The organism is Streptomyces sp. RKAG337 (assembly GCF_023701715.1).
Taxonomy (GTDB): domain Bacteria; phylum Actinomycetota; class Actinomycetes; order Streptomycetales; family Streptomycetaceae; genus Actinacidiphila.
On sequence record NZ_JAJOZA010000001.1, the window covers coordinates 2,418,046 to 2,429,788 of the forward strand.

The 11,743-nt window shown below is 68.7% G+C and carries 11 protein-coding genes and 1 riboswitch; of the genes, 8 read left to right on the plus strand and 3 right to left on the minus strand.

Features of this window, described 5'->3' with window-relative positions:
* Window positions 1-65 precede the first annotated feature (65 nt).
* On the minus strand, window positions 66-1,361 hold the full coding sequence (locus LNW73_RS10390) for an extracellular solute-binding protein (protein WP_250989732.1): 1,296 nt from the start codon (window positions 1,359-1,361) through the stop codon (window positions 66-68).
* Window positions 1,362-1,681: 320 nt separating this feature from the next.
* On the opposite strand from LNW73_RS10390, the gene LNW73_RS10395 reads away from it, so the two are divergent.
* From LNW73_RS10395 to mctP, 3 genes are all read left to right on the plus strand, one after another.
* Window positions 1,682-2,464: a GntR family transcriptional regulator gene (locus LNW73_RS10395; protein WP_138351076.1), complete on the plus strand. Its 783-nt coding sequence runs from the start codon at window positions 1,682-1,684 to the stop codon at window positions 2,462-2,464.
* A gap of 177 nt (window positions 2,465-2,641) precedes the next feature.
* Window positions 2,642-2,908 (plus strand): DUF3311 domain-containing protein, encoded by a 267-nt coding sequence (locus LNW73_RS10400; protein ID WP_250989733.1) that lies wholly within the window; start codon window positions 2,642-2,644, stop codon window positions 2,906-2,908.
* The gene (gene mctP / locus LNW73_RS10405; RefSeq protein ID WP_250989734.1) at window positions 2,905-4,548 is read left to right on the plus strand and encodes a monocarboxylate uptake permease MctP; all 1,644 of its coding nucleotides are present in this window, start codon (window positions 2,905-2,907) and stop codon (window positions 4,546-4,548) included. The genes LNW73_RS10400 and mctP overlap by 4 nt, the downstream gene beginning before the upstream one ends.
* Window positions 4,549-4,594: 46 nt before the next feature.
* Here the strand turns inward: mctP and LNW73_RS10410 are convergent, their stop codons facing one another.
* The gene (locus LNW73_RS10410; RefSeq protein ID WP_250989735.1) at window positions 4,595-5,569 is read right to left on the minus strand and encodes a helix-turn-helix domain-containing protein; all 975 of its coding nucleotides are present in this window, start codon (window positions 5,567-5,569) and stop codon (window positions 4,595-4,597) included.
* Window positions 5,570-5,657: 88 nt separating this feature from the next.
* On the opposite strand from LNW73_RS10410, the gene LNW73_RS10415 reads away from it, so the two are divergent.
* From LNW73_RS10415 to LNW73_RS10435, 5 genes are all read left to right on the plus strand, one after another.
* Entirely contained in the window at window positions 5,658-5,861 is a 204-nt protein-coding gene (locus LNW73_RS10415) for a hypothetical protein (RefSeq protein WP_250989736.1), read from the plus strand.
* Between the two features lie 65 nt (window positions 5,862-5,926).
* Window positions 5,927-6,421: a GNAT family N-acetyltransferase gene (locus LNW73_RS10420; RefSeq protein WP_250977635.1), complete on the plus strand. Its 495-nt coding sequence runs from the start codon at window positions 5,927-5,929 to the stop codon at window positions 6,419-6,421.
* A 96-nt stretch (window positions 6,422-6,517) separates the two neighbouring features.
* Window positions 6,518-6,595: riboswitch (cobalamin riboswitch) on the plus strand.
* A 170-nt stretch (window positions 6,596-6,765) separates the two neighbouring features.
* Window positions 6,766-9,123, plus strand: coding sequence for a ribonucleoside-diphosphate reductase subunit alpha (locus tag LNW73_RS10425; RefSeq protein ID WP_250977634.1), 2,358 nt, complete (start codon window positions 6,766-6,768; stop codon window positions 9,121-9,123).
* A 134-nt stretch (window positions 9,124-9,257) separates the two neighbouring features.
* On the plus strand, window positions 9,258-10,214 hold the full coding sequence (locus LNW73_RS10430) for a ribonucleotide-diphosphate reductase subunit beta (RefSeq protein ID WP_239070650.1): 957 nt from the start codon (window positions 9,258-9,260) through the stop codon (window positions 10,212-10,214).
* 161 nt (window positions 10,215-10,375) lie between these two features.
* Window positions 10,376-10,978, plus strand: a complete 603-nt coding sequence (locus LNW73_RS10435; RefSeq protein ID WP_250989737.1) for a DUF4190 domain-containing protein — start codon at window positions 10,376-10,378, stop codon at window positions 10,976-10,978.
* A gap of 96 nt (window positions 10,979-11,074) precedes the next feature.
* Here the strand turns inward: LNW73_RS10435 and def are convergent, their stop codons facing one another.
* Window positions 11,075-11,731: a peptide deformylase gene (def, locus tag LNW73_RS10440; RefSeq protein ID WP_250989738.1), complete on the minus strand. Its 657-nt coding sequence runs from the start codon at window positions 11,729-11,731 to the stop codon at window positions 11,075-11,077.
* Window positions 11,732-11,743 lie beyond the last annotated feature (12 nt).

The following is an 11,743-nucleotide window of genomic DNA, read 5'->3' on the forward strand; positions in this document are numbered from 1 at the left end:
CCACATCCGTGGACCGTCCGCGCGCTCAGCGCCTGTTTCCCCGCCCCCCACGGGCGGAGCTGGGATCAGGAGGCGTTGTTGATCAGCGAGTTGATCTTGTCGTCGGCCGCCTTGGTGGCGTCGGCGATGGACTTGCCCTTGATGATGTCGAGCAGCATGTTCTTGAGGATGTTCTGCTTCTCGATCGTGGCCCAGCCCGGAGCGATCGGGGTGAACCAGGCGTCCGGCACCGCGTTGGCGATCGGCGCGGTGGCCGGGTCCGACTTCAGCGGCTCGAGCTGCTTGGTGTTGTTCGGGAGGATCTTCTTGCTGGCCAGCACGGCCTCGGACTTCTCGCTGGTGAAGCTGGCGATCCACTCCTTGGCGAGGTCCTGGACCTTGGACTTGCCGACGACGGCGAGGTCCGAGCCACCGATGAAGGACGGCAGCGCCTTGCCGTTCGGGCCGGGCATACCGGCCGTCTTGATGGCGTCCTTCAGCTTCGGGTTGCCGGGCGCCTTGGTGTCGACGACGCTGCCGGACTCCCAGCCGTTGCCGTAGATCAGCGCGGTCTTCTCCTGGGCCATGACCGCGGCGTGGTCCGCCTCGTCCTTGGTCTTGTCACCGTGGTTGTACTTGTTGACCAGCTCGATGAAGTGCTTCAGACCTTCCTGGGCCTCCGGGGAGGACAGGGTGCCGGTCCACTTGCCGCCGTCGTACTTGGCGATCTGGCCGCCGTACGCCTTGACGTAGGACATGGCCGCGTACCAGTACTCGCCCGGCAGGTAGAGCGGCGAGTACGCCTTGTCGGCGCCCTTCGCGGCCGCGATCTTGTCCAGCGCGGCGGTCAGGTCGGTCTCGGTCTTCGGCATGTCGGCGGAGCCGGTCGCGGCCTTGAAGACATCGGCGTTGTAGATCGCCACACGGGCACCGGCGTAGTACGGCACGCAGTAGAGCTTGCCCTGGTACGAGCAGGTGTCCTCGAGGCCCTTGATCCAGGTGGCCGAATTCTCGAACTTGGTCTTGTCGACCTCGGCGAGGGCACCGTTGAGGATGTAGGTCATGGTCTCGGTGTTGCCGAGCTCGACGACATCCGGAGCGCTGGAGCCGGAGAGCGCGGCGTCCAGCTTCTGGACCTTGTCGCTCCACTGCTGGTACTGCACCTTCACGGTGACGTTCGGGTACTTCGCCTTGAACTCGTCATTGACACTCTTGACCAGCTCCGGCCAGGTGCTCTGGGCGTCACTCATGAGCCAGACGGTCACGGTGTCCTTGCGGTCCGCCGGCTTCGCGGCCGTGTCGTCCTTCTTGTCGCTGCCACACGCTGCGACGCCCGCGATCATGGTCGCGACACCGATTGCCGCGATGAGCTTGCGCTTCATGCCACCCTCCTCAGGATGCCCGAAACCACCCCCCACCGCCCGAAAAGTCGGCTGCCGCGAGACACGGCAAATGCCGCGTCCTGCTTGTGGGTCTGGGATTGGTCTTTAATGGTTTAGACCAGTGAGCGCAGCTTGGCCTAGACCTTTAGGGGTGTCAAGGGTGTATAAGAAGCGCTGTTAGGTCTGTTATCGGACCGACACCTGAGGGGGACGTCACCTGCCATCGCCTCCCTGGACCACAGCAGCCCGTGCCACCATGTGAGCCGCGATAGACGGAGGAGCCGGTGACGGCAGCACGACAGCAGTCGGGAGTAGACGTCATGGACAGCGACGGGGGCGGCGGCACGCCGGCATCGGACGTGCCGGAGACGGCGGGCGCCGCCGGGCGCACCGCGCGTGTGCCCAAGTACTACCGCCTCAAGCGACATCTGCTGGACATCACGCAGACGATGCCGCCCGGCACACCGGTCCCGCCGGAGCGCACGCTCGCGGCGGAGTTCGACACCTCCCGCACCACCGTGCGGCAGGCCCTGCAGGAACTGGTGGTCGAGGGGCGCCTCGAACGCATCCAGGGCAAGGGCACCTTCGTCGCCAAGCCGAAGGTCTCCCAGGCACTGCAACTCACCTCGTACACGGAGGACATGCGCGCCCAGGGCCTGGAGCCCACGTCACAGCTCCTGGACATCGGCTACATCACCGCGGACGACCGGCTCGCCGGCCTCCTCGACATGAAGACCGGCGGCCGGGTGCTGCGCATCGAGCGGCTGCGGCTCGCCAACAGCGAGCCGATGGCCATCGAGATCACCCATCTGTCGGCGAAGCGCTTTCCCGCGCTGCGCCGCAGCCTCGCCAAGTACACCTCCCTGTACACGGCGCTGGCGGAGGTCTACGACGTACGGCTGGCCGAGGCCGAGGAGACCATCGAGACCTCGCTGGCCACTCCCCGCGAGGCCGGCCTGCTCGGCACGGACGTCGGCCTGCCGATGCTGATGCTGTCCCGGCACTCCATCGACACCACGGGTGAACCGGTCGAATGGGTGCGTTCCGTCTACCGCGGCGACCGGTACAAGTTCGTCGCCAGGCTGAGCCGCCCCACCGACTGACCACCGACCGACCGCGGCCGAATTCCGGCCGAACCGGCTCCGATCCACCCGATTCCCCTCTCGTCCGGGATCGAGTCCGTACCGATATGCGGACCGCTAGTGACGTGTGGCGGAATGCTGCCCTAGATTTCCTGCGCATTACGCAGGAGATTCGCTCTAGGGGACGGAGCCGAGAAGATGTCAGCACCACCGGAAACATCACCTACGCCCAACCGCACACCGGTCGTCACACCTTCGCGTGTGGTGGCCGGTGTATGCCTGGTCATCCCGTTGGTCGCGATGCTGTGGGTCAGCTCCTACTCGCGGCTGACGCCGGAGTTCATCGGCATCCCGTTCTTCTACTGGTACCAGATGGTCTGGGTGTTCATCTCGGCCGGACTGACCACGATCGCCTACCTCCTGGTCCGCCGTGAGGAACGCGCACGCAAGGGGGCCGCGTCATGACCGGTGGTGTCAACGGTGTGGCGCTCGGCGTCTTCATCTTCTTCTTCGTGGCGGTCACCGTCCTGGGCTTCCTGGCGGCCCGCTGGCGGCGCGCCGACAACGCGCTGAGCCTGGACGAATGGGGTCTGGGCGGCCGGAGCTTCGGGACCTGGATCACCTGGTTCCTGCTCGGCGGCGACCTCTACACGGCGTACACCTTCGTCGCCGTCCCGGCGGCGATCTACGCGGCGGGCGCGGCCGGCTTCTTCGCGGTGCCGTACACGATCATCACGTACCCGCTGGTCTTCCTCTTCCTGCCGCGGCTCTGGTCGATCTCCCACAAGCACGGCTACGTCACGTCCTCGGACTTCATCCGCGGCCGCTTCGGCTCCAAGGGCCTGTCGCTGGCGATGGCCGTCACCGGCATCCTCGCCACGATGCCGTACATCGCGCTGCAACTCGTCGGGATCCAGGCGGTCCTGGACGTGATGGGCGTCGGCGGCGGCGAGAACTCCAGCTGGTTCATGAAGGACCTGCCGCTGCTGATCGCGTTCGGGGTGCTCGCGGCGTACACGTACTCCTCGGGGCTGCGCGCGCCCGCGATGATCGCGTTCGTCAAGGACGCGCTGATCTACATCGTCATCGCGGTGGCGATCATCTACATCCCGTACAAGCTGGGCGGCTTCGACGGCATCTTCGACAAGGCGGGCAAGGCCTACGCCACCGTCAACCCGGCGACGGGTAAGCCCAGGGGCTCGCTGGTCTCCGGGCCACAGGCGCAGTGGGCGTACGCGACCCTGGCGCTCGGCTCGGCCATGGCGCTGTTCCTGTACCCGCACTCGGTGACCGCGGTGCTGTCCGGCAAGAGCCGCAACGTCATCCGCCGCAACACCACCATCCTGCCGCTGTACTCGCTGATGCTGGGCCTGCTGGCCATGCTCGGCTTCATGGCGCTGGCGGCCGGCGTTGGTGTCGGAGTGAAGGGCTACAACCCGCAGACGGCGATCCCGCAGCTGTTCGAGAACATGTTCCCCGACTGGTTCGCGGGGGTGGCGTTCGCCGCGATCGGCATCGGCGCGCTGGTGCCCGCCGCCATCATGTCGATCGCCGCGGCGAACCTGTTCACCCGCAACATCTACAAGGACTTCATCAAGCCCGACGCGACCCCCGCGCAGGAGACCAAGGTCTCCAAGCTGGTGTCGCTGCTGGTGAAGGTCGGCGCGCTGATCTTCGTCCTCACCATGGACAAGACCGTCGCAATCAACTTCCAGCTGCTGGGCGGCATCTGGATCCTGCAGACCGTCCCAGCCATCGTCGGCGGTCTGTTCACCCGGTGGTTCCACCGCTGGGCGCTGCTGGCCGGCTGGGCCGCGGGCATGTTCTACGGCACCTGGAAGGCGTACGAGCAGCACACCCCGGCGCAGAACCACTTCGCCGGGAACGCGGACCTGATCCCGTACATCGGCGAGAAGGGCTACATCGGCCTCACGGCCTTCGTGATCAACATAGTGGTGGCGGTCGTGCTGACCTTCGTCCTCAAGGCGCTCAAGGCGCCCGAGGGCGTCGACGAGACCTCGCCCTCCGACTACACGGCCGACTCCGGTGAGCCGGGCGTCAAGAAGGAGCTGCCGCTGGATCCTGAGCCGGCGGTTCTCAACTGATTTCTCCTGAGCCGCCGGTTCCTCCGCGGTTCCCCGGGACCCGGTGTCACGCGCTCCGCGCGGGCACCGGGTCCCTGAACGTCCGGCGGTAGGCCTGCGGGGTGGTGCCCACCCACTGGGCGAAGTGATGGCGCAGGGTCGCCGAGCTGCCGAAGCCCGCGCGGGCGGCGATCGCGTCCATCGTCTCGTCCGTCCCCTCCAGCAACTCGCGCGCCAGCAGCACCCGCTGGCCCAGCAGCCAGCGGTACGGGGTGGTGCCGGTCTCCTGGTGGAAGCGGCGGGCGAAGGTGCGCGGCGACATATGGGCGCGGGCGGCCAGTTCCTCGACGGTCACCTCACGGTCCAGATGGCGCTCCATCCAGCTGAGCACCGCGCCCACGGTGTCGCACCGGCCGCGCGGCAGCGGCCGGTCCACGTACTGCGCCTGCCCGCCCTCCCGGTGCGGCGGCACCACCATGCGCCGGGCGATGCCGGAGGCCACCGCGCCGCCCTGCTCCTTGCGGACCAGGTGCAGACAGGCGTCGATGCCCGCGGCCGTACCGGCGGACGTGATCACCGGGTCGTCGTCCACGTACAGCACGTCCGGCTCGATCCGGGCGAGCGGGAAGCGGCGCGCCAGCGCGTCCGTGTGCCGCCAGTGCGTGGTGCAGCTCCGGCCGTCCAGCAGCCCGGCCGCGCCCAGCACGAACGCCCCCGAGCACACGCTGAGCACCCGGCCGCCCCGCTCCACGGCGCCGCGCAGCGCACGCAGCAGCTCCGGCGGGTAGTCCGCCCGCTCGGGATAGTCGCATCCGGCCGGGACGGCGATGAGGTCCGCCTCCTCCAGCCGGTCGATCCCGTACGGCGTCGAGACGTCCATGCCGTTGTGCAGCTGGACCGGCCGCTTCCCGATGCCGACGACGGCGAAGTCGTAGACGGGCAGCCCCTGCTCACTGCGGTCGATGCCGAAGACCTCGCAGACGACGCCCAGTTCGAAGGCGTGTCCGCCGTCCATCAGAACCACTGCCACGTTTTCCAGCATGGGCCCAGCATCGCACTTGGCAGTAATTAGCGGTAGGGCGTCAGTCCTGCCACTGCCGTGGCGGGGCACCCCCCGCGAAAATAGATGCATGAACACATTCCTCGGCCTCCTGGCCGCCAGCGCCCTGATCCTCCTCATCGCCCTGCCCGCCCTGATCGGCTTCGGCATCGAGCTCCGCATCTCCCGCCAGATCCGTGCCGCGAGGGCCGCGGAGCGGCGTCGTGAGGAGCAGTCCTCCTCCACCCGAGTGCCGGCGGAGGCGACCCGCGGCGCCTTCAGCCCGGTCGTCTGAAGGCACCCGATGGACTCTCCCGTACTCCCGGCGGGCCGGCGCCGGCCATGCGGCAGACTGCGGGGATGGACATCATCATCCGCCCCGCGCGAGCGGACGAGCTCGATGCGGCAGGCCGCATCACCGCCGACGCCTTCATCGCCGACGGCCACACCCAGCCGGACGGCCAGTACGCCCCGAAGCTGCGCGACGCCCGCGCCCGCGCGGTGTCCGCGGAGGTGCTCGTCGCCGTCGACGCGGCGGACGACACGCTGCTCGGCTGCGTGACGTTCGCCCCTCCCGGCAGCCCCTGGGGCGACATAGCCCGGGACGGCGAGGCGGAGTTCCGGATGCTCGCCGTCGACCCGTCCGCGCGCGGCCGCGGCACCGGCGAGGCACTCGTCCTGGCGTGTGTGGAACGGGCCCGCGCCCTCGGCGTCCGACAACTGGTGATGTCCACCCAGCAGTCGATGACGGGCGCCCACCGGATCTACGAACGGCTCGGATTCCGGCGCACGCCGGACCGCGACTGGTCGCCCGTTCCGGGCGTCCACCTGTTCACGTACGCCCTCCCGTTGTAACGCATACCGTCCACGGCGCAACACACCAGACACAACATCTGGGGTTAGCGCTGCGAGGCGCCACTAGATGTATGCTCAGGACCGCTGTCCACGCAGGGGAAGCCGGTGAGAATCCGGCACTGCCCCGCAACGGTGAGCGGTCGTGCCTGCGCACGCCCGCACAGTCCGGCCACCTGCCGACGGCGCACCCGGTCCTGCCTTCCGGGTGCAGTGTTGTCCGGGCCTCGCGGGTTGGGTCGGCGGACGCGATATGGCACACCCCTGCCCTGATGCGGTGTGCCCGAACGCGCCTGCTCCTCCCCCCTCGCGACGCCGTCGCCGCGTTCGAGGGAGAGAGCACCAACGTGACCATCGCGCCCGCAGCCCCCGCCTCAGCAGGAACCATCCTGCTGCACACCCTGACGGAACTGACCGTCGACCTCCCCGACACCGACCCCGGCCGGGTCGCCGCTGCCGCCCTCCGCGGCCGCAACGCCGGATCGGACGAGGCCGAACTGCGGGCGCTGGCCACCGAGGCCGCCGCCGGACTGATCTCCGAGGACCCGCAGTACAGCCGGCTCGCGGCCCGGCTGCTGGCCCGCGCGGTCGCCGACGAGGCGGCGGGGCAGGGCGCCGTCTCCTTCTCCGCCTCCATCGCCGTCGGGCACCGCGAAGGCCTGATCGCCGACGCCACCGCCGAGTTCGTCCTGCTGCACGCCGCCCGCCTGGACGCGATGATCGACGACACCGCCGACGACCGCCTCGAGTACTTCGGGCTGCGCACCCTGCACAGCCGCTATCTGCTGCGGCACCCGATCACCCGCCAGGTCATCGAGACCCCGCAGCACTTCCTGCTGCGCGTCGCCTGCGGCCTGGCCGAGGACCACTCGGTGCGCGCCCTCGTCGAGGTCGGCGAGCTCTACGCGCTGACCAGCACGCTCTCCTACCTCCCCAGCTCCCCCACGCTCTTCAACTCCGGTACCCGGCACCCGCAGATGTCGTCGTGCTACCTGCTGGACTCCCCGCTCGACGAGCTGGACTCGATCTACGACCGCTACCACCAGGTCGCCCGGCTGTCGAAGCACGCCGGCGGCATCGGCATCCCGTTCAGCCGGATCCGCTCGCGCGGCTCGCTGATCCGCGGCACCAACGGGCACTCCAACGGCATCGTCCCGTTCCTGCGCACCCTCGACGCGTCCGTCGCCGCCGTCAACCAGGGCGGCCGGCGCAAGGGCGCCGCCGCCGTCTACCTGGAGACGTGGCACGCCGACATCGAGGAGTTCCTGGAGCTGCGCGACAACACCGGCGAGGAGGCCAGGCGTACGCACAACCTCAACCTCGCGCACTGGATCCCCGACGAGTTCATGCGCCGGGTGGACTCCGACACCGACTGGTCGCTGTTCTCCCCCGCCGACGTACCCGAGCTCGTCGACCTGTGGGGCGGCGACTTCGACGCCGCCTACCACAAGGCCGAGTCCGCCGGTCTGGCCATCAAGACCATCCCGGCCCGCCAGCTCTACGCCCGGATGATGCGCACCCTCGCGCAGACCGGCAACGGCTGGCTGAACTTCAAGGACTCCGCCAACCGCACCGCCAACCAGACGGCGCTGCCCGGCAACGTCGTCCACTCCTCGAACCTGTGCACCGAGATCCTGGAGGTCTCCGACGACGGCGAGACCGCCGTCTGCAACCTCGGCTCGGTCAACCTCTCCGCCCACCTGGGCACCGACGGCGAGATGGACTGGCAGAAGCTCGACGCGACGGTCCGCACCGCCGTCACCTTCCTCGACCGCGTGGTGGACATCAACTTCTACCCGACCGACCAGGCCGGCGCGTCGAACTCCCGCTGGCGGCCGGTGGGCCTGGGCCTGATGGGCCTGCAGGACGTCTTCTTCCAGCTGCGGCTGCCGTTCGACTCCGCCGAGGCGCGGACGCTGTCCACCCGCATCTCCGAGCGGATCATGCTCGCCGCGTACGAGGCGTCCGCCACCCTCGCCGAGCGGCACGGCCCGCACCCCGGCTGGGAGCAGACCCGTACCGCCCAGGGCGTGCTGCACCCCGACCACTACGACACCGCCGAGTCGCTCTGGCCGGAGCGCTGGAACGCGCTGCGCGCCCGGATCGCGAAGACCGGCATGCGCAACTCCCTGCTGCTGGCCATCGCGCCGACCGCGACGATCGCCTCGATCGCCGGTGTCTACGAGTGCATCGAGCCGCAGGTCTCCAACCTCTTCAAGCGCGAGACGCTGTCGGGTGAGTTCCTCCAGGTCAACTCCTACCTGGTGAACGAGCTCAAGGAGCTCGGCGTCTGGGACGCCCAGTCCCGCGAGGCGCTGCGCGAGTCCAACGGCTCCGTCGAGGGCTTCACCTGGATCCCGGCCGAGGTGCGCGCCCTGTACCGCACCGCCTGGGAGCTGCCGCAGCGCGCCCTGATTGACATGGCCGCGGCGCGCACCCCGTACCTCGACCAGAGCCAGTCGCTGAACCTCTTCATGGCCTCGCCGACCATCGGCAAGCTCAGCTCGATGTACGCGTACGCCTGGAAGCAGGGTCTGAAGACCACGTACTACCTGCGGTCCCGGCCGGCCACCCGGATCGCCCGCGCCGCCGCGGCAGCGCCGGCGGCCGCCGTGCCCGCGCCCATCCCCGTCCAGCAGACGACCGACGACGACGCCGTCGCCTGCTCCCTGGAAAACCCCGAGTCCTGCGAGGCCTGCCAGTAATGCCCAACCCGTCGCCCGACCTCCACCCCTCACCGACGGCGCTGCGCGCCGGCACCTCTTCCCCCAACACCACCAACACGACGGCGCACGAGAAGCACCTCCTCGACCCCGGCTTCGAGCTGACCCTGCGTCCGATGCGCTACCCGGAGTTCTACGAGCGCTACCACAACGCGATCAAGAACACCTGGTCCGTCGAGGAGGTCGACCTCCACTCCGACGTCGCCGACCTCGCCAAGCTCTCCCCCGGCGAGCAGCACATGATCGGCCGCCTGGTCGCGTTCTTCGCGACCGGTGACTCGATCGTCTCCAACAACCTCGTGCTCACGCTCTACAAGCACATCAACTCGCCCGAGGCCCGGCTCTACCTGTCCCGCCAGCTCTTCGAGGAGGCCGTGCACGTCCAGTTCTATCTGACGCTGCTCGACACGTACCTCCCCGACCCGGACGACCGGGCGGCCGCCTTCGACGCGGTCGAGAGCATCCCGTCGATCCGCGAGAAGGCGCAGTTCTGCTTCAAGTGGATGGACTCCGTCGAGAAGATCGACCGCCTGGAGTCCAAGTCCGACCGGCGCCGCTTCCTGCTCAACCTGATCTGCTTCGCGGCCTGCATCGAGGGGCTGTTCTTCTACGGCGCCTTCGCCTACGTCTACTGGTTCCGCTCGCGGGGCCTGCTGCACGGACTGGCGACCGGCACCAACTGGGTCTTCCGCGACGAGACCGGTCACATGGACGCGGCGTTCGCGTTCGTCGACACCGTCCGCGAGGAGGAGCCGGACCTCTTCGACGCGGAACTCGACCAGCAGATCACCGACATGATCCGCGAGGCCGTCGAGGCGGAACTCCAGTTCGGCCGCGACCTCTGCGGTGACGGCCTGCCCGGCATGAACACCGAGTCGATGCGCGAGTACCTCCAGTGCGTCGCCGACCAGCGCCTCGCCCGGCTCGGCATCAAGCCGGTCTACGGCTCGGAGAACCCGTTCTCCTTCATGGAGCTCCAGGGCGTCCAGGAACTGACCAACTTCTTCGAACGCCGCGCCTCCGCCTACCAGGTGGCGGTCGAGGGCACGGTCGGCTTCGACGACGACTTCTAGTCACCACGTGAGGGCTGCCGCCGGAGCCGGGCTCCGGCGGCAGCCCTCACCTGTGATCCGAAACCATCTGGTGCGAAGCCGCCAGGTGCCTCAGACTGTCGTCTTCGAACCTGGCCGGCCGTCGCAGGTCAGAACGTTGGACCGAGCCAGAGGCATACTTCGTGAGCAACTACACCCCGCCGGTCCACCCTCAGCGGAGACCGGCGGATCTCACCCCGTTCCCGGACCGTGGACCGGAGTTGATTCCCCCGCCGACCAGTAACGGGTTCGCCGTCGCCTCGCTCGTACTGGGGATCATCGGCGGGACCGTACTGAGTCTGATCCTCGGGGTGGTCGGGCTCCGGAGGGCGCGGAACGGCGGGCCCGGGAAGGTGATGTCCTGGTTCGGGATCGGGCTGTCGATCGCGTGGATCGTGCCCATCGCCTATCTGCTGCCCCATCTCGTCAAGGCGTCGGACCCCGGGTGCAGGGCCGTGCAGGCAACGCTCAAGACGTATTCGCCCGCAGCCATCAAAGGCGATCGGAACGACCTGCCCAAGTTCCGGGCGGACATTTCCGCGATGACCGAGCAGTTCTCCGTAGCCGCGGAGAAGAGCGATGACGCGAAGACGCGGACCGCGATCACGAAGTACGCGCAGGACTACCAGGAGATGGTCGACGCCCTCGACGGCAAGCATGCGCTCGACCTGGAACTGGGAACCCGCATCGACGAGGACGGCAAGGCGCTCGACTCCGCCTGCGGGGCCATCGGCGCCAGACCATAGGCCCGCGCTCCGGCACACCACGGCAACGCGTAAGGGCCCTGCTCCGGAACGGATTCCAGGAGCGGGGCCCTTACGCGTGGTGCTGCCGGCGAACGGTCAGTCGTTCGGGACCGTGGCGAACTTGGGGGTGGCTTCTTCCATTTGGCGCAGGACGTCCTTGCGGTCGCGCTTGGAGAGCCGGTCGATGTACAGGTAGCCGTACAGGTGGTCGGTCTCGTGCTGGAGGCAGCGGGCGAAGTAGCCGGTGCCCTCCAGGGCGATGGGGTTGCCCTGGAGGTCCTGGCCGCGGACGATCGCGTAGTCCGGGCGGGCCAGTTCCATGTAGGCGCCGGGCACCGAGAGGCAGCCCTCGTTGGAGTCGTCGAGCACGCGCCGGTCGGCGGGGATCTCGTCCAGGACGGGGTTGCAGACGGCGCCGGTGTGGCGCACGCCGTCGTCGTCCGGGCAGTCGTAGACGAAGACCTTGAGGTCGACGCCGATCTGGTTGGCGGCGAGGCCGACACCCTCGGCGGCCTTCTGGCTCGCGAACATGTCGTCCACGAGGGCGGCGAGCGCGTCGTCGAACTCCGTGACGTCGCGGCACTCCTTGTGGAGCACCGGATTGCCCACGACGGTGATCGGGCGGGCCGTCCCGCGCTGGCGGTACGCCAGCTCGCGCGCCTCGGCGTCCGTGATGTCGTCGAAGAACTCCGACGCTTCATCGTGCTCGTGCGCGTGCCGGTCCTGCTGCTTCTCGGTTTCCTGCTGCGACATGTTCCGCCGTAC